Raw genomic sequence first — 17,196 nt, 5'->3', positions numbered from 1 at the left:
TTTCTGCTTTGTTGCATGGCTTGGAAAATGCCCTATATGTCATTCCTGCTTAAGTCATTGCCTGCGTAGATCAAAAGCACCCTCGATGTTATCCCGTGGCTTGTCCATGGGATCCAGTCAATAAAAAGCATGAACATATTAAATTTCTCAAATTAAAAGCTCGATTACTCTTGCTTTTTTCTGGATCTAGTTCCCAAGCCACGGGAGGCATTGTTGCGTGGATCATTTTCTCGTCATTGCGAGGAAATTACGAAGTAATTGACGAAGCAAGGAAGTAAAAAAATGCTAACTTATAGCATTTTTTATTATTTTTTCTGGATTGCCACGCTCCTTTTAGTCCGCTCGCAATGACGATTTGGTATCCACGCAACAATGCCGCCACGGGATGACAATACAAAACTTCTTGCAAATGTTGTTGCATAATAAAGCTATCGCTTATATACTTTACGGGATAAATTAAATCCGTTAAAATTCTGCATGGTAAATAGTAATTTTTATAGAAATCTGGGACCAAGAAAGCTAACGGCAATTGCAGATTTCCTACAAGATTTTATAGAAGCTCCTAAAATTCATGAAGATGTAGCTATTCATGATATTAAAATTTTACAAGAAGCCTCTTCTAATGATATTAGCTTTTTGAGCAATATTAAATATTCTCAATTTTTAAAAAATACTAAAGCTGCAGCTTGTATCGTGCCAAAAGACTTTACTGGAGAAGTAAATCCCAATACTGTTTTATTGCGTGCTGAAAATTCATATTTTGCTTACGGCAAGCTAATAGATTTTTTCTATGCTCCGGTAAAATCGTATACTGCTAAAATAATGAAATCAGCTTATGTTGCAGAATCAGCAACTATAGGTAAAAATTGTTATATAGGTCATAATGCAGTTATTGAGGATAATGTTGTTATAGGCGATAATAGCATAATAGAAGCAGGCAGCTTTATAGGGACAGGAGTGGTTATTGGCAGAAATGCTAGAATCGAATCTAATGTATCAATAAATTATTCTGTTATAGGGGATGATGTTGTAATACTTTCAGGAGCAAAAATCGGACAAGACGGGTTCGGCTTTTCTATTGAAAAAGGTATGCATCATAAAATATTTCATACTGGAATTGTTAAAATCGGTAATAATGTTGAAATCGGTGCTAACACTACTATCGATAGGGGATCGCTGCAAGATACTATTATAGAAGATTTATGCCGTATAGATAATTTAGTGCAGATCGGGCATAGCGTCAAAATAGGTAAAGGCTCTATTATTGTAGCACAAGCAGGCATAGCTGGAAGTAGTGTAATCGGTAAATATTGTGCTCTTGGAGGGCAAGTGGGAGTCGCCGGACATTTAAATATAGGTGATGGAGCTCAGGTAGCAGCACAAGGCGGTGTAGCACAAAATATAGAAGCGGGTAAAATTGTTGGCGGTAGTCCAGCTGTACCTGTTATGGATTGGCATAGGCAATCTATTATTATGAAACAATTAATAAATAAGAGATCTAAATAAATGACTATCGATATTACCGAAATTATGGATTTGATACCTCATCGTTATCCGTTTTTATTAGTGGACAAAGTAGTTGAAATTGATTCTAATAAATCAATAACTGGCATTAAAAATGTTACTGTTAATGAGCCGCAATTTACAGGACATTTTCCGGCAAGACCTGTCATGCCTGGAGTTTTAATGGTTGAAGCTATGGCACAGCTTGCAGCTATATTAGTTGCTAAATCTCTCGGCTCTACTAAAAATAAAGAAGTATTTTTAATGGCTATCGAGAACTCAAAATTTCGCAAAGTTGTCCAGCCAGGGGATACAATGCATATTCATGCTACTATTGATCAGCAAAGAGCTAATGTATGGAAGTTTTCAAGTACGGTTAAAGTTGATGGTGAAATGGCAGCGGAGAGTAAATTTACCGCAATGATCAAAGATAAATCTTAAGGGTATACTCGATCAACTTGAAAAATTGGCTACGTCGCTTCTCATTTTTGATCCTCACGTTACTCGCGTGTACGCTGCGGTCAAAAATTCCGAGGCTTCTTGCTCTTTTCCAAGTTGATTCTCGTCTACCCCTTATATATTTGGAGTATAAATAGTGTCAAGTTCTAATACACAACCGGTAATCCATCCAACTAGTATAATTGCTGAAGGTGCAAAACTTGGTAAGAACGTAAAAGTTGGTCCATATTGTATTATTGGTCCAGAAGTAATACTGCATGATAATGTAGAACTAAAGTCTCACGTAGTTATTGAGGGGATTACTGAAATCGGGGAAAGTACAGTAATTTATCCGTTTGCGTCTATTGGTCAACCTCCGCAAATCTTAAAATATAATAATGAGCGGTCAAATACGATAATCGGTTCTAACAATATTATTAGAGAATATGTTACAGTGCAGGCAGGAAGCCAAGGCGGCGGAATGATTACAAGCATAGGAAATAACAATTTATTTATGGTTGGCGTTCATATCGGTCATGATTGCAAAATCGGTAATAATGTAGTGTTTGCTAATTATGTAAGCCTAGCTGGGCATATAGAAGTGGAAGACTATGTCATAATTGGCGGCTTATCTGCTGTTCATCAATATGCAAGAATCGGGAAATACGCAATGATTGGCGGTTTATCACCAGTTGGAGCTGATGTAATCCCTTTTGGTCTTGCAAGCGGTAAACGTGCAGTACTTGAGGGGCTAAACTTAATCGGCATGAATAGGAAAGGGTTTGATAAAGCAGAGTCTTTAAATGCTTTAAAAATAGTTCAGGAAATCTTTTTAGGTGAGGGTAATTTCGCTGATCGAATCAAGCAAGCTCAAGAGAAATATAAAAACAATTCTATAGTAATGCAAATTATCGATTTCCTTGAGCAGGGTAGTAACAGATCATTTTGTTCTTTTGAAAAAACAATGTCATTACGAGGAGAGCTACAAAGTAATTTGACGAAGCAACCCAATTAAAAAATCCTAAAATTAGCACTTTTTAAATATTTTTGTCATTACTATGCTCTTTAATATAGTAAGTCTATTAATACAAAAAAGCTTAACAAAAGAATTGTTAAGCCTTTTTTCTTTAAACAATAAAAATCTAGTCTTATTTATTATTCTAAATCAAGATTATTTTCTAATTCACCTATTATCTCTATAGATGTTTTAGAAAAGTTTATTAGATTATATGGATTATTAAAGTCTATTTTGCCTAAACTTAGCTCTAATGTACTTGCTCTTTCTGAAAAAATGATATTATTGTTTGGTTGATTTGTATTATGCGAATTAAGATAAAGGTTTGTAATAGTAGTATTTTGTTCAAGTGCATCGCTCAAATGAAGTATAGAAATATCTAAATTTCCAGATCCTGTTTCATTAAAGGTTTGATAGAATTTGATATAAACTTGCTGTTAAAGTCTTGATCAAAATCTAAAATATGCTCGATTTGATAACTAATTACCCCAGGATTTGTTTCGCTTTTTTGACTATCAATAATCTCTTTTTGACTTTTTATAGTATCACTTAATTTTTGCTCAAGCTTTTTTTGATAATTTTCAACGATTTTATTTTTTTCTACTTCTGAGCTATTAAACCATTTAAGAGCAATTTCTTCCTCCTCATTTTCAGACTTACAATTTTTAATTCGGTCTATTTTATCAGTAATTTCTGAAATAGTTTCATCAATAAATTTAATATTAAGAAAATATATTTGATTTAAAAGTTCAGCGGTAGTTTTTTCTAAATTTACTGATTCCACTTTATTGGATAATTTCCATTTAATATATTCTCTGAAATTTGCCTTAAGGTCTATAAATTCATCTATATATTTTAGAATTAGAAATAGTTTTGGGTAATATATAGCTTTTTGAATTAATATTAAATTTAATATATTTAAAAACTTCTTTTTGTGTTTGGTAGTCAAATAAAAATTTTTGCTGTATAGATTCTGCAATAATTTGGATAACGCTATCTCTAAAATTAACTGCTTCTAATTCAATACTTATATCTGTCATCTTAAAAATCTTAATTTAAATTAACTTTTGTAGCGACAAAAATATATTAATAGTTAACTTATGTCAATAATGTTATAATTTAAATTATAGATATTATAAGGATGAATTAACAAAAATAAAGCTAGGGATTTAAAATAAGTAGTAGAATTTTAAATCCCTAAAGTATCTCTATATAACTCAAGCATAGCGTCCTGTTCAGCTAGCTTATCTTTATCAAGTTTTTTTAGCTTTAAAACAGTTTTCATCGCTTTAACATCAAATCCGTGTGAAGAAGCATCTTGAAAAATATCCTTAATTTCTTCAGATAGATCAGCTTTTTCTTGCTCTAACCGCTCTATTTTGCTTAAATATTGCTCTAATTGTTCTTTTACTACTACTTCAGACATAAAAAATTATTTAACCTTTTTGAATTTACTATATAATACAAATATCATTCTTATTCAATAAAATATTAATAATGCAAATTTATCCTTTGAGGCTTTTGCCTAATAAAATCGATTTTGATTTTATGAATTTTAAAAAAGTCAGTTACACTTTCTCAATTATTTTATCACTCATTAGCTTTATTTGGATTGGTATGTACAAATTTAATTTCGGTATTGATTTTGCCGGAGGTATAGTTATAGAAGTAAGGCTTGACCAAACGCCAGATTTACCAAAAATGCGTCAAGTTTTAGGTGAGCTTGGAATTGGTGAAGTAGTGCTGCAAAACTTTGGTAGTGAGCGTGACTTATCGATTAGATTTGGTAGTAGTAGCGAAGATAATTTAATGAAAAATATTGAGCTAATAAAGACAGCTTTACAAAATAATTTTCCTTATAATTTTGAATATCGTAAGGTGGATTTTGTTGGTCCGCAGGTCGGTAGGCAGCTAATTGAGGCAGGTACTATGGCAATGCTATTTTCGTTTGCGGCGATTATGGTTTATATTTGGGTGCGTTTTGAATGGTATTTTGGGCTTGGTATACTTATTGCTTTAGTGCATGATGTTATATTAGCACTTGGATTTATGAGTATAACAAAACTTGATTTTAACTTAAGCACCATTGCGGCAGTGTTAACTATCATAGGATATTCTGTTAATGATTCGGTAGTGATATATGATAGGATCAGGGAAAATTTACGTAAATATCATAAAAAAGGCATCACAGAAATCATAAATTTAAGTATTAATGAAACTCTATCTAGAACAATTTTAACAGTAGTGACTACTCTACTTGCTAATTTGGCACTTGTTCTTTTTGGTGGTGAAGCGATTCGTAGTTTTAGCGTACTTGTATTTTTTGGAATAATAGCAGGGACTTATTCGTCTATTTTTATTTCCGCTCCGATACTTACGATATTTGCCAATAGAAAATTTGAGAAAAAGTAAAAAAGCGTCATTGCGAGCGACTGTAAGGAGCGTGGCAATCTCATGAGATAGTACATGATTCCTAAGATTGCCGCGTCGCTCCGCTCCTCGCAATGACACAACAAGAGTAATTTATGCTGAAAAAAGAAGATAGAATTTTTACTAATTTACATGGTGAGCAAAGCCATGATTTGAAATCTAGCAAGAAGCGTGGTGATTGGGATAATACTAAAGCTTTGCTTAATAAAGGCAAAGAATGGATTATTGAAGAAGTTAAGAAATCGGGACTTAGAGGACGAGGAGGTGCAGGATTTTCTACCGGCACTAAATGGTCGTTTATGCCTAAAGAATCAAAAAAGCCATCTTATCTAGTAGTTAATGCTGATGAATCTGAACCCGGCACTTGCAAAGATCGAGATATATTAAGATATGAACCACATAAGTTAATAGAGGGGTGTTTGCTCGCCAGTTTTGCCATAGGAGCAAATAGCTGTTATATTTATATTAGAGGGGAGTTTTACAACGAAGCTTCCAATATTCAGCGTGCGTTAGACGAAGCATATAAAGATGGTTTGATAGGAAAAAATGCTTGCGGTTCAGGCTTTAATTGTGATATTTATTTGCATCGTGGAGCTGGAGCTTATATTTGCGGCGAAGAAACAGCCCTGCTTGAAAGCTTAGAAGGTAAAAAAGGTATGCCGAGGCTAAAGCCGCCTTTTCCGGCAGGCTTCGGATTATATGGCTGTCCAACCACTATAAATAATGTTGAATCTATTGCGGTAGTACCAACTATTTTAAGGCGAGGGGCTAGTTGGTTTGCATCGATCGGTAAGCCAAATAATACCGGTACTAAGATTTTTTGTATATCAGGTCATGTTAATAAGCCTTGTAATGTTGAAGAGGCAATGGGGATTCCTTTAAAAGAAATCATTGAGAAATATGCGGGCGGTGTTCGTGGTGGTTGGGATAACCTTAAAGCCATAATACCAGGTGGCTCTTCTGTTCCTCTGCTTCCTAAGTCTCTATGCGAAACTGCCGATATGGATTTTGATAGCTTAAAGGCAGCAGGTTCTAGTTTAGGTACTGGCGGGATTATTGTTATGGATAAATCAACTGATATTATTTATGCAATAGCACGTCTTAGTAAGTTCTATATGCACGAGTCTTGCGGTCAGTGTACGCCGTGCCGTGAGGGTACGAGCTGGATGTGGCGTGTTATGATGCGGCTCGTTAAAGGTGATGCCAAAAAATCCGAGATAGATCAGCTTCTTGAAGTTACAAAGGAAATAGAGGGGCATACTATTTGTGCTTTAGGTGATGCTGCCGCTTGGCCAATTCAGGGGCTTATACGTCATTTCAGAAGCGAGATTGAAGAAAGAATGCAATAGCCTTTATGTCATGTGTAGGGGCATAGGTGTTAACTTAAAGAGTATTATTGTTGCATGGGTCGAAAAACGCGTTCGGTGTCATCCCGTGGCTTGACCACGGGATCCAGAAAAAGAAGCCTAAATACAACAAGTTTTTAAAGCTAAAAGCTCGATTTTATCTCGCTTTATGCTGGATCCCGTGGTCAAGCCACGGGATGACACCGGTACTTAAGTTGATGCCCTAAGGATGACATACGAGCATTAATAACACAGCAAATAAATATAACTAAAAAAAACTTTATGCAAACAAATACTGAATCAAACAATAATAAAACAACTGCTCAAGAATGGAAATCTTTTATTTTAGTAGTAGTTGTTGCACTAATGATTAGAATATTAATAATAGAATCTTTTGTGGTTCCAACTGGGTCAATGAAAGCTACTATACTTGAAAATGATCAGATTTTTGGTACAAAATATAGTTATGGATATAGTAATTATTCTTTATCTTTTTTTGACTTTATTCATTTATTTAAGGGGCGAATATTTGCTCGCACGCCAGAGCGTGGCGATATCATAATTTTTCGTCCTCCTCACGAAATGAATACTAGATATATAAAGCGTTTGATAGGGCTTCCCGGGGATAAAGTGCAATTAATTGATGATGTAATATACATTAACGATGAAAAAATAGAGCGTATAGAGTCAGGAACTTATGTTAGTGAAGAGGGAAGAAAATATTTAAAATTTAAAGAAACATTGCCAAATGGCAAAACATATTTTTCTTATAAGCTTGCTCCTGTTTTAGGAATTATGTCTAACGATAAATATGGTAATACAGATGCTTTTTATGTACCGGAAGGGGAATATTTCTTTATAGGTGATAATAGAGATCAGTCAAATGATAGTAGGATTGATTTAGGTTTTGTGCCGTTTGAGAATTTTATTGCCAAAGCACAATTTATTTGGTTTTCAACAAAAATAACATGGTGGGATAGTGATATAGGGGTTGTTAATCTGATATTAAAGTTAAAGCCTTGGGTAGAGTCTATTAGGTTTAATAGGATATTTAGAAATCTATACAGCATAGAGGATTGATGGAGTCATTTAAGGAGTTAGAAAAATTACTAGATTATAGTTTTAAGAATAAGGCACTTTTAACAGAAGCCTTAAGTCATCCCTCTTTAAGACAGCATCATGAATATAAGGCTAATAAAGATTATGAGCGGTTGGAATTTCTAGGTGATGCAGTATTAAATTTAATTATCACAGAAATTTTATTTAATAATTTTAAAGAATATAACGAAGGAAACTTAGCTAAAATTAGATCATATTTAGTTTGTAAGGAAACAATTTGTGTAGTAGGAGCTAAGCTTGGTTTAAAAAATTATATTATTATGACTCATGGCGAAGAAATAGCCGGCGGGCGTGATAATCCTAATAATATTGAAAATGTTACGGAAGCTTTAATCGCAGCTATATATCTCGATAGTGATATTACTACAATTCATAATATTATAGGGAAATTATGGGCTGAATTTATAAAAGTCAAAGATTTAACAGATTATGACCCTAAAACCGCCTTACAAGAATGGGCACAAAGCAAAGATCATCATATCCCGATATATCGACTTATTAAAAGAGAGGGCGTAGCTCACTTATCAACCTTTACAGTATCAGTAAAAATAAACGGCTACGAGCAAACAGGTAAGGGACACTCTATAAAAGAAGCTGAAAAAAACGCCGCAAGAAGTTTATTGCATAGGCTTAAAAATGATTAAACAAAAAACAGTCTCAGTTTGTATTATCGGCAGACCAAATAGTGGCAAGTCCACTTTGCTAAATAGAATAATTGGCGAAAAGCTTTCGATAGTTACCCCCAAAGTTCAAACAACTAGGTCAATTATTACCGGCATTATTACCCTAAAAGATACGCAAGTGATCTTATATGATACGCCAGGGATATTTGAGCCGAAAGGGACTTTAGAAAAGGCAATGGTTAGATGTGCTTGGTCTAGCCTGCATAGTGCCGATATTGTCATGTTAATTATTGATAGCTTAAAGCCATTAGATAGCATAACGCATGATATTTTAAATAAGCTTTGCTCACTTAATATTGTCCCAGTAATTTTATTAAACAAAATAGATATTGAGTCAAAATATCTAAACGACATTAAAACTTTCTTAACAGAGCAATATCCTGACAGCTTACTTTTTCCTATTTCTGCTATATCGGGTGAGAATGTTAATAAGCTACTTGAATATATAACAAGTAAAGCAAAAATCGCTCCTTGGCTTTATGAAGAGGATGACATAACCGATTTGCCGATGCGTTTTATCGCCGCAGAAATTACGAGAGAACAGTTATTTTTAGGGTTGCAGCAAGAACTGCCTTATAAGCTAACTGTGCAAACCGAAAAATGGGAAGAGCTTGAAGATAAATCCGTAAAGATTAATCAGGTTATAGTAGTTTCAAGAGAAAGCTACAAAACTATAATACTCGGTAAAAATGGCTCAAAAATCAAAGAACTCGGAATGAAATCTCGCAAACAGATGGAACAGTTTTTTGGCTTCCCCGTGCATTTGTTTTTATTCGTCAAGGTGCGTGAGTTATGGGAAGATAATTCTGATTATTATCAACATATGAAAATATGAGGAATTCAAACGTCATTGCGAGGAGAGGCAATGCATCGACGCGGCAATCTCTGGAATCTTGTTTTTCTCATAAGAGTGCCACGCTCTTTTTAGTCGCGACGTTGTTACATGGCTCGAAAAACGCCCTCGGTGTCATACCGTGACTTGGGAACTAGATCCAGAAAAACAACTAAAAATATCAATGTTATTGATATTTTTAACTGGATCCCGTGAATAAATCACGGGATGACAGAGGAAAAATCGAGCCATGCAACAAAGCCTTTAGTCGCTCGCAATGACATTTTGAGAAAAATAATAATAAACTAAAAACAACAATGATAGTACTTGGGATTGATCCAGCACTTGGGAGTTTGGGATGGGCGGTGGTTGCAAAAGAGTCGGCAAAACTGAAATACTTAGCTAGCGGTACGATAAAAACAACTAGTAAAGATGAAATACATCATAGGCTTAGCTATATCAATAGTATATTAGAAAAAGTGATATTAGAATATAAGCCGAATATGGCAGCGATTGAAGAAACGTTTGTTAATACTAATAGCGTAACTTCGTTAAAGCTTGGCTATGCTAGAGGTGCTATAATGTCGCTGATTGGTAGATATGGTTTAGATATGCGAGAATTCAAACCTAACACGATAAAAAAAACTGTCACAGGATATGGTCATGCCGAAAAGGATCAGATTTTGCATATGATTAAGTTACTTCTGCCTGGCACTTCCCAAATTACTAACTCAGATGAAGCTGATGCTGTAGCAATCGCTTATACCTGTTTAGTTACGAAAAATTACTGAAATGAAGCCTATAATAATATTAGTCGCACCGCAAATGGGTGAGAATATCGGTGCTACCGCAAGAGCCATGAAGAATTTTGGCTTAGATGAGCTTAGAATAATAACCCCAAGAGATGGTTGGCCAAACGAACAAGCCCGCAATAATGCAGTTGGAGCAGTAAATATTATAGATGATGCAAAAATTTATAATAGCTTAGAGGAATGTATTAAAGACCTCGAATATTTATATGCGACTACTTGCATCAAGCGAGCGATGAATAAAGATTATGTATTTTCACAAAATTTGACTACCGATTATCCGAATTCTGCAAAAGTCGGGATAATGTTTGGGCGGGAAAATAATGGGCTTAGTAATGAAGAAATATCGCTTGCCAATAAGATTATCACTATTAATACTACAGAATTTAGCTCGCTAAACATCGCACAAGCAGTTATTATTGTATGTTATGAATTATTTCGTAATTCTGCATCAAGAGAAGATATTTATAATATTCAAAAACTTGCTACTAAAGAAGAAATAGATCATTTCCTAACAAATTTATTCGGAAAATTAGACAAAGCCGGATTCTTTAAAGCCCCTGACAAGAAACACTCCATGCAGCAAAATATTACCAATATATTTATGCGTATCAATAACCTTTCCACCCCTGAAGTCCAAACTTTACAAGGTATTATAAAGTCACTGAATCAATAATACTTAGCAACTTCTTAAATTCAGGAGTATAATTTTTGATATGTTCATAAATTTCATCGGCAAGCTTCTTATTATAGGTGTATGAGGTCATATTACGATCAAGAAGCATGTGAATCCATAAATCTTCATCATTTATAATGCCCACTGCGTAAGCTTCTTTAATGACTTCTTTGGGATAATTAAGAACTATACCCATTTGAGCAAAATACTCTTTTAAAAATTTCCAAGCAAGTTCAAAAGTAAATTCAAATCTTTGAATTGTTGCGTCTATATAAGCACGATCTTCTGTGATTGGTTTTAAATAAATAGCTTCAAGTGCTATAAAAGCTTTACGAAAGTTTTCAAGTTTTGTTTTAAGTTTAATATTTATTTTTAACATATAAAATCTTTTTATTTCTTATTATATTTTCATAAAGCTCACGGCTTATTTTCGTGTTATCGAACCTGACACAATCTATTTTTAAAAGCGTATCAGCATCATTTATAATATCTACAACTTTTAACCATTCTTGATCTGTAATATTAGGGCAAATGATAGCAAGATCAATATCGGAACGCTCGTTGTTATCGCCTCTAGCACGAGAACCAAAAAGCCATATTTCTTCGATAAATGGTAAAGATTTTAGCTTTTTGATAAATATGTAGGATTGTATATCTTTATTCATTTAATTACCAGCTTTTATATTAAAGGTTTAATAATCTCAGCAACTCTTTCAGCTTCATCTAAAGGTGGATAGCTATACTCTTCTAATTTCGTTACAGACTCATCAAACATTTTTGCTATTTTCAGCTCAACCAGTTTTTTTACAAAAATTTTGTGCTTTGCAGAATTAAAATTTGAAGGGCAGAATATATAAAGAGGTTTGCCGCTTGAAGCTGCCTCGCTGCACATTGATATAGAATCGGCTGTAGAGATTATATATTTTGCTTTAGCGAGCATAGCGATATATGGGTTAAACCCTGTATCAGTAGTTGGATCATATATAATTGTTGAAATCGGCATGTTATTTTTAATAATTGATTTTACTGTGTCAGGTGTGCGTCTGCTAAAACTAATGAAAAAAGGAGTTTTTTGATTATCATATATTCTTTTTAACAATGAAGAAAAATGAATAGCTTCTTTTTCGGTAAAATTAAATTTTTTATTATTCCCGCCAATTATTATGGCAATAAATTCTTTAAGCTTAGGATAATGTTTTTGTAGTTCTGCCTCTGCTGTAGCAAATTTAGCAGTTACGTTATTGATAGCTCCGTTTATTGGGATGATGAAATCGTCATTGCGAGGAAATGCATAGCATTGACGAAGCAATCTAGTGAAAAAGTCCTGAGATTGCCACACTCCTTGCAGTCGCTCGCAATGATCTTGATCATGATAAGGCAAGATCACCGCCTCAAACACTTCATAAGATAAATTAGGTTGCATTATTTGAATCAGTTTAATTTCTTTTTTTAACTTGTTTTTTAAATAAAATGCTAAAGCTGCCGTTCTTCTTCCAGCAGTAATAATTATGCTAGGCAAAGGTTTCGCCGTAATATCTTGTAATATCTCTTTTTTTATATGAATAGGATAATATTTAAGTAAAAAATTCGGCAACTTGGCTAAGCAATTATATTCAAGCCTAATGACTGTATATTCTTCTGCTAATTTTTCAGCAAGTGAAATTGCTTGGTGGTTATTTCCCGTTCTACTATCTGTAAACACCCAGATCATAAATATTCCTTTAAAGGTAATGTTAGTAAGTCGGTAAGCGGGAGTGATTTATCGCAAGCATAGGCTATTTTTGACATAACAGGAATTTGGGCTATTAAAGGTATGTTATATTTTTGTGATAAATGACTTCCACTATTACCATCAAATAAATCGCTCATATTCTCGATTATTCCGAGTATCGGTAAATTTAATTTTTGATATAAATCTATCGAGCGTACGACATCTATTTCCGACATTTTTTGCGGAGTAGTAACGATTACCACGCCGTTTAAATGATAATTCTCCAGCATACTTAAATGAATGTCCCCTGTCCCTGGTGGCATATCAATAATTAAATAATCAAGGCTATCCCATTTTGTCACTGATAATAATTGATAAATAGTTTTACTAGCCATAGGACCACGCCAAATAATTGCGGAATAATCTTTAACGAAGAAGCCTATAGATATTACTTCGATATTTTTTGCTCTTACCGGTATTATTCGCCCATTGACTGTTTGCGGCACTTCATTAATACCAAATATATGGGGAATTGAAGGTCCATAAATATCAGCATCAACTATGCCAACTCGGTAATTCTCTAAACTTAATTGCTGAGCAATAAGAGCCGAAATAGTAGATTTGCCGACTCCTCCTTTACCTGAAGCGACTAGGATAATCTTTTTAACATTCTCTACAAAATGTTTGGGTTTTTGAGGTTTTTTTTCCACTATTCTACTTTCAGTAAAAACAATAGTTATTTTACCTATGCCGACTATTTCATTAAGCTTTTTAATTGCTTCATTCTTTATTTCTTCTGCTTCTAATTTGTCAATGCCTGATATATCTATTGAAAAACCAACATTATTATGTTTAATTATAATATTTGATATAACTTGTTTTAAAAAAGTACCGTCTTTAAAAGCAATATTATGCAGTTTATCGATAATTTGGTTTTGGTGTAAATCAGCCATAATTAAATTTCCTTTTTAAGTCTGCTATAAGTTCGCAACTTGACGTTAAATACTATAATATATATAATCACTAAATCTTCAAATTTCAAAATTAATATAAAAAGCAAATGCTTAGTAAAAAATATATCCTAATTTTCAAAAAATCTCCGTGGAAAGATTTTGATAACGATAAAGATGATAACATATTCACAAGACCAAGAAAAAATCAATTTAATTTCAGTACAAAAACAATAATTTTAGTTGCTCTAGCATCTTTTATTTTGTGGCTTGCCTCAGGTATTTATGAAGTAAAAGAGGGTGAAGAAGCGGCTGTAACAAGGTTTGGACGTTTTGTTCGTAAAGGTTACGCTGGTCTTAATTATCGTTTACCTGCTCCATTTGAAAAAGAAATAGTCGAGAAAGTTAAACAATCAAGACGAATTGAGATTGGATATCGTACAAATAATTCTGTGCGTAGTGGTGGTGATACCAAAAATATTGCCGGTGAAAGTATTATGTTAACTGGTGATGAGAATATTGTTGCTTTAAATTGTGACGTAATGTGGCATATTAGTAATCTTGAGGATTTTATGTTTAACGTACAAAAGCCTGAAGAAACAGTTAAGTCAACAGTAGAAAGTGCCGTTAGAGAAGTGATAGGGAACACGCCTATTTCTTGGGTATTATCTGATCAGAAGCAGGAAATTACTCATAAAATAGAAACATTAGCACAAAAAATTCTAGATAGTTATAACGTTGGAGTAATGATTGAAAAGGTGCAATTATTAAAAGCTGAGCCACCTGCTGAGGTAATAGATGCTTATAGAGATGTGCAAACTTCAAAAGCAGATAAAGAAAAAGAAATAAATCAAGCTCAAGCCTATAATAATAAAGTATTACCGGAAGCTAGAGGGGCAGCAGCTAGAATTATAGAAGAAGCAGAAGCCTATAGAGAGGAAATAATATCAAAGGCCGAAGGAGATAGCCAAAGATTTAGTGCAATTTATAACCAATATGCTGCAAATAAGCAAGTAACTAGAGACAGGCTATATTTAGAAGTAGCTGAAGAAGTATTAAGTGGTTCAAGTAAAACTATTATTAATAATGCTCTATTACCGCATATGTCTATTAAGTGATGATGTAGTGTCATCCAGTCATTGCGAGGAAATTACGAAGTAATTAACGAAGCAATCTCAGGAGTATCGCATTGTTTCATGAGATTGCCACGTCGATTCTACGAATCTCCTCGCAATGACGAAGCTAATTAAACAATAAAAAATGTTAAATTAAATGCAAAAGATTTACTATATAATTTTTACGGCTATTTTTGGGCTGATATTAATTTCTAGCTCACTATTTTCAGTTGATCAACGTCACTCTGCTGTAGTATTCCAATTTGGTGAAGCAGTAAGAACCATAGAAAAACCTGGACTACATATTAAAGTTCCGTTAATTCAAAATGTTGAATTTTTTGATAAGCGTCTTTTAGATGTTGAAGTTGAAGCAAAAGAGTTAACGGCTGCTGATGGTAAAAGAGTTATTGTTGATGCTTATGCTAAGTTTCAAATTAATAATCCTGTAATGTTTTATAAAACTGTTCATGATTATCAGGGAGTCAAAATTAGGCTGACTCGTAACCTTGAATCTTCAATGCGGAAAGTAATAGGTAAGATTTCACTAAGTAGTTTATTATCGCAAGAGCGTAGTAATGTAATGCTTAATATTTTAAATCAAGTAGACGGCGAAGCTAAAAGCTTCGGTATTGATGTGGTTGATGTTAGAATTCTAAGAGCTGACTTACCAAAGGAAAATAGTGCGGCTATTTATCGTCGTATGCAAACTGCTCGTGAAAAAGAAGCGACACAAATTAGGGCAGAAGGGCAAGAAGAAAGTGTTCGTATTCGCTCAAAAGCCGATAAGGAAAGTAAGATAATACTTGCTAAAGCTTACAAAGATGCCCAAATTATCAAAGGTGATGGTGACGAGAAAGCGGCTAAAATATATAATTCTGCTTATTCTGCCGATCCGGAATTTTACAAATTTTATAAGTCGCTTTTAGTATATAAAAATTCTTTAAAGAAAGAAGATACTAATTTTATCATTTCGCCCGATGCTGAAGTTTTAAAATATCTTAATTTAGCTAAGTAGTATATGAATCTGAAAATATTTTTTGTTATAATAATTTTAATATTTAATAACAATGTTTTAGCGAAAGAAAATAATAAATCTTCAAAAGCAATAGATTTGGAGGAGGAAAGTGAGTTTACTGAAATAAATTCCATACCTCTAAAAGTAAATAATGCATCACGTTATAGTTTTGCTGATATAGTTGAGCCTTTAATCCCTGCTGTTGTTAATATTTCTACTATAGAATATGTTAATAGTAAGGCAGAAGCTGCAGAAAAAGATCCTTTACAAGAAAAAAAACCTCTGGATTTCATTAATGATTTTCTAGAACGTCTTAACATACCTCTTAACCTTGAAGAAGTTGACCCTACTCCAAAAGCGATGCCGCTCGGTTCTGGCTTTATTATTGAACCTAATGGTTTGATAGTTACAAATTATCACGTGATTGCTAATGTTAGTAAAATTAATGTAAAATTAGCTGATAACACTGAATTACCAGCTAAACTAATAGGTAGTGATACTAAAACTGATTTAGCTCTTTTAAAAATAGATGTTGAGGAACCGCTGCCTTTCGTCGAATTTGGTGATTCAAATGATGCAAGAGTAGGGGACTGGGTTATTGCAATCGGTAATCCTTTCGGTAATCTTGGTGGTACTGTTACTGCGGGTATTATTTCTTCAAAAGGACGGGATATTGATATTGACACTAACAATATAGTCGATAATTTTATCCAAACAGATGCGGCAATTAATAACGGCAATTCTGGTGGTCCTATGTTTAATCTGGATCAAAAAGTAATTGGTGTAAATACGGCAATTTTTTCACCGCTTGGCACTAATATAGGTATTGGTTTTGCTATTCCTTCAAATACTGCAAAGCCTATAATTGAGCGTCTTAAAAAAGATGGTAAAATAAATAGAGGTCGTCTTGGTGTAACAATACAAGATTTGACCGAAGAAATATCAGAAGGATTAGGGCTAAAAGACACTAATGGTGTGTTGGTTGCTAAAATCCAAAAAGATGATCCAGGTGATAAAGCAGGCATCAAAACAGGTGATATAATATTAGAATTTGCAGGGCAGACAGTTAAAAATACTAAAAGATTACGTGTAATTGTTGCTGATATTCCTGTCGATCAAGAAGTGAAAGTAAAAGTATTAAGAGACGGAGAAACAATAGAACTACCAATAAAAATGACTTCAGATAATGAGGAAGTTAAACAAGAAGCTGTAGAAGAAAATATAGAAAAAGTTACCAAGAAAGAAGATAATGGCACGTCTATTGTAAAAAGTAATATCACTTTTAGTAACTTGACTGAGGAGTTAAAGCAAAAATTTGCTATATCTGATGATAAGGTAGGATTAGTTATTACGAATGTTGATGAAGAAGATAGTAGCTTTAGAGTTGGTGATTTAGTAAGTAATGTTAACCAAGAAAGCATAAGCGATATAAATAAACTAGAAGAATTATATGAAAATGCTAAAAAATCAGAAAAGCAAAATATTTTGCTTTTGATTGAGAGAGGTGATAGTAGTATGTTCGTGCCATTATCGGTTACTAATTAAGTATCATGT

Annotated in this window: 19 protein-coding genes and 1 pseudogene; 13 read left to right on the top strand and 7 right to left on the bottom strand. The window is 33.5% G+C overall.

What is annotated here, in order from left to right:
* Positions 1-477 precede the first annotated feature (477 nt).
* From lpxD to lpxA, 3 genes are all read left to right on the top strand, one after another.
* Entirely contained in the window at positions 478-1,506 is a 1,029-nt protein-coding gene (gene lpxD, locus AAGD54_RS07350) for a UDP-3-O-(3-hydroxymyristoyl)glucosamine N-acyltransferase (RefSeq protein WP_341794489.1), read from the top strand.
* Entirely contained in the window at positions 1,507-1,944 is a 438-nt protein-coding gene (fabZ, locus tag AAGD54_RS07345; protein ID WP_341794488.1) for a 3-hydroxyacyl-ACP dehydratase FabZ, read from the top strand.
* Between the two features lie 181 nt (positions 1,945-2,125).
* Positions 2,126-2,956: an acyl-ACP--UDP-N-acetylglucosamine O-acyltransferase gene (gene lpxA / locus AAGD54_RS07340; protein WP_410526062.1), complete on the top strand. Its 831-nt coding sequence runs from the start codon at positions 2,126-2,128 to the stop codon at positions 2,954-2,956.
* A gap of 140 nt (positions 2,957-3,096) precedes the next feature.
* Here the strand turns inward: lpxA and AAGD54_RS07335 are convergent, their stop codons facing one another.
* The 3 genes from AAGD54_RS07335 to AAGD54_RS07325 all read right to left on the bottom strand — a co-directional run bounded on the left by AAGD54_RS07335 (position 3,097) and on the right by AAGD54_RS07325 (position 4,382).
* Positions 3,097-3,318: a hypothetical protein gene (locus tag AAGD54_RS07335; RefSeq protein WP_341788405.1), complete on the bottom strand. Its 222-nt coding sequence runs from the start codon at positions 3,316-3,318 to the stop codon at positions 3,097-3,099.
* 17 nt (positions 3,319-3,335) lie between these two features.
* Positions 3,336-3,905 (bottom strand): hypothetical protein, encoded by a 570-nt coding sequence (locus tag AAGD54_RS07330; protein ID WP_341794486.1) that lies wholly within the window; start codon positions 3,903-3,905, stop codon positions 3,336-3,338.
* 240 nt (positions 3,906-4,145) lie between these two features.
* Positions 4,146-4,382, bottom strand: a complete 237-nt coding sequence (locus AAGD54_RS07325) for a DUF2312 domain-containing protein (protein ID WP_011477844.1) — start codon at positions 4,380-4,382, stop codon at positions 4,146-4,148.
* 71 nt (positions 4,383-4,453) lie between these two features.
* Here AAGD54_RS07325 and secF point away from each other — a divergent pair, with 71 nt between their 5' ends.
* The 7 genes from secF to AAGD54_RS07290 all read left to right on the top strand — a co-directional run bounded on the left by secF (position 4,454) and on the right by AAGD54_RS07290 (position 10,851).
* Positions 4,454-5,368 carry a protein translocase subunit SecF gene (gene secF, locus AAGD54_RS07320; RefSeq protein WP_341788402.1) on the top strand — a complete coding sequence of 305 codons (915 nt, stop codon included), beginning with the start codon at positions 4,454-4,456 and terminating at the stop codon, positions 5,366-5,368.
* Between the two features lie 113 nt (positions 5,369-5,481).
* Positions 5,482-6,735 carry an NADH-quinone oxidoreductase subunit NuoF gene (gene nuoF, locus AAGD54_RS07315; RefSeq protein ID WP_341794485.1) on the top strand — a complete coding sequence of 418 codons (1,254 nt, stop codon included), beginning with the start codon at positions 5,482-5,484 and terminating at the stop codon, positions 6,733-6,735.
* A gap of 279 nt (positions 6,736-7,014) precedes the next feature.
* Entirely contained in the window at positions 7,015-7,812 is a 798-nt protein-coding gene (gene lepB, locus AAGD54_RS07310) for a signal peptidase I (RefSeq protein ID WP_341794484.1), read from the top strand.
* Positions 7,812-8,495, top strand: a complete 684-nt coding sequence (rnc, locus tag AAGD54_RS07305; RefSeq protein ID WP_341788399.1) for a ribonuclease III — start codon at positions 7,812-7,814, stop codon at positions 8,493-8,495. Before lepB ends, rnc begins: the two co-directional genes overlap by 1 nt.
* Positions 8,488-9,369: a GTPase Era gene (era, locus tag AAGD54_RS07300; protein ID WP_341794483.1), complete on the top strand. Its 882-nt coding sequence runs from the start codon at positions 8,488-8,490 to the stop codon at positions 9,367-9,369. Before rnc ends, era begins: the two co-directional genes overlap by 8 nt.
* Positions 9,370-9,683: 314 nt before the next feature.
* Positions 9,684-10,157, top strand: coding sequence for a crossover junction endodeoxyribonuclease RuvC (ruvC, locus tag AAGD54_RS07295; RefSeq protein ID WP_341788397.1), 474 nt, complete (start codon positions 9,684-9,686; stop codon positions 10,155-10,157).
* A 1-nt stretch (position 10,158) separates the two neighbouring features.
* Entirely contained in the window at positions 10,159-10,851 is a 693-nt protein-coding gene (locus AAGD54_RS07290; RefSeq protein ID WP_341788396.1) for an RNA methyltransferase, read from the top strand.
* On the opposite strand, the gene AAGD54_RS07285 is transcribed toward AAGD54_RS07290, so the two are convergent.
* The 4 genes and pseudogenes from AAGD54_RS07285 to AAGD54_RS07270 all read right to left on the bottom strand — a co-directional run bounded on the left by AAGD54_RS07285 (position 10,829) and on the right by AAGD54_RS07270 (position 13,515).
* Positions 10,829-11,230, bottom strand: a complete 402-nt coding sequence (locus AAGD54_RS07285) for an HI0074 family nucleotidyltransferase substrate-binding subunit (protein ID WP_341794482.1) — start codon at positions 11,228-11,230, stop codon at positions 10,829-10,831. The two genes, AAGD54_RS07290 and AAGD54_RS07285, sit on opposite strands and share 23 nt — an antisense overlap.
* A complete protein-coding gene (locus AAGD54_RS07280) occupies positions 11,211-11,516 on the bottom strand; it encodes a nucleotidyltransferase domain-containing protein (RefSeq protein WP_341788394.1) in 306 nt (101 codons plus the stop codon). The genes AAGD54_RS07285 and AAGD54_RS07280 overlap by 20 nt, the downstream gene beginning before the upstream one ends.
* A 4-nt stretch (positions 11,517-11,520) precedes the next feature.
* Positions 11,521-12,562 (bottom strand): annotated as a pseudogene (locus tag AAGD54_RS07275) (mitochondrial fission ELM1 family protein).
* Complete coding sequence (locus AAGD54_RS07270) at positions 12,559-13,515, bottom strand: Mrp/NBP35 family ATP-binding protein (protein WP_341788392.1); 957 nt, start codon at positions 13,513-13,515, stop codon at positions 12,559-12,561. The pseudogene AAGD54_RS07275 and the gene AAGD54_RS07270 overlap by 4 nt, the downstream one beginning before the upstream one ends.
* Positions 13,516-13,622: 107 nt before the next feature.
* Between AAGD54_RS07270 and hflK the strand changes: the two genes are divergently transcribed.
* The 3 genes from hflK (at position 13,623) to AAGD54_RS07255 (ending at position 17,187) form a co-directional block, all read left to right on the top strand.
* Positions 13,623-14,630, top strand: coding sequence for an FtsH protease activity modulator HflK (gene hflK / locus AAGD54_RS07265; RefSeq protein WP_341794480.1), 1,008 nt, complete (start codon positions 13,623-13,625; stop codon positions 14,628-14,630).
* Positions 14,631-14,784: 154 nt separating this feature from the next.
* Entirely contained in the window at positions 14,785-15,642 is an 858-nt protein-coding gene (hflC, locus tag AAGD54_RS07260; protein WP_341788390.1) for a protease modulator HflC, read from the top strand.
* A 3-nt stretch (positions 15,643-15,645) separates the two neighbouring features.
* Positions 15,646-17,187, top strand: a complete 1,542-nt coding sequence (locus tag AAGD54_RS07255; protein WP_341794479.1) for a Do family serine endopeptidase — start codon at positions 15,646-15,648, stop codon at positions 17,185-17,187.
* Positions 17,188-17,196 lie beyond the last annotated feature (9 nt).

The organism is Rickettsia endosymbiont of Rhinocyllus conicus, from assembly GCF_964026465.1.
Classification (GTDB): domain Bacteria; phylum Pseudomonadota; class Alphaproteobacteria; order Rickettsiales; family Rickettsiaceae; genus Rickettsia.
Note: the sequence above shows the minus strand (reverse complement) of the source record. Positions and strands in the feature narration are given on the sequence as shown.

Bases quoted from the DNA above. Each gene is read 5' to 3' on its own strand.
- lpxD (WP_341794489.1), top strand. From the start codon at position 478: ATGGTAAATAGTAATTTTTATAGAAATCTGGGACCAAGAAAGCTAACG.
- fabZ (WP_341794488.1), top strand. From the start codon at position 1,507: ATGACTATCGATATTACCGAAATTATGGATTTGATACCTCATCGTTAT.
- AAGD54_RS07325 (WP_011477844.1), bottom strand. From the start codon at position 4,382: ATGTCTGAAGTAGTAGTAAAAGAACAATTAGAGCAATATTTAAGCAAA.
- secF (WP_341788402.1), top strand. From the start codon at position 4,454: ATGCAAATTTATCCTTTGAGGCTTTTGCCTAATAAAATCGATTTTGAT.
- nuoF (WP_341794485.1), top strand. From the start codon at position 5,482: ATGCTGAAAAAAGAAGATAGAATTTTTACTAATTTACATGGTGAGCAA.
- lepB (WP_341794484.1), top strand. From the start codon at position 7,015: ATGCAAACAAATACTGAATCAAACAATAATAAAACAACTGCTCAAGAA.
- rnc (WP_341788399.1), top strand. From the start codon at position 7,812: ATGGAGTCATTTAAGGAGTTAGAAAAATTACTAGATTATAGTTTTAAG.
- era (WP_341794483.1), top strand. From the start codon at position 8,488: ATGATTAAACAAAAAACAGTCTCAGTTTGTATTATCGGCAGACCAAAT.
- ruvC (WP_341788397.1), top strand. From the start codon at position 9,684: ATGATAGTACTTGGGATTGATCCAGCACTTGGGAGTTTGGGATGGGCG.
- AAGD54_RS07290 (WP_341788396.1), top strand. From the start codon at position 10,159: ATGAAGCCTATAATAATATTAGTCGCACCGCAAATGGGTGAGAATATC.
- AAGD54_RS07285 (WP_341794482.1), bottom strand. From the start codon at position 11,230: ATGTTAAAAATAAATATTAAACTTAAAACAAAACTTGAAAACTTTCGT.
- AAGD54_RS07280 (WP_341788394.1), bottom strand. From the start codon at position 11,516: ATGAATAAAGATATACAATCCTACATATTTATCAAAAAGCTAAAATCT.
- AAGD54_RS07270 (WP_341788392.1), bottom strand. From the start codon at position 13,515: ATGGCTGATTTACACCAAAACCAAATTATCGATAAACTGCATAATATT.
- hflK (WP_341794480.1), top strand. From the start codon at position 13,623: ATGCTTAGTAAAAAATATATCCTAATTTTCAAAAAATCTCCGTGGAAA.
- hflC (WP_341788390.1), top strand. From the start codon at position 14,785: ATGCAAAAGATTTACTATATAATTTTTACGGCTATTTTTGGGCTGATA.
- AAGD54_RS07255 (WP_341794479.1), top strand. From the start codon at position 15,646: ATGAATCTGAAAATATTTTTTGTTATAATAATTTTAATATTTAATAAC.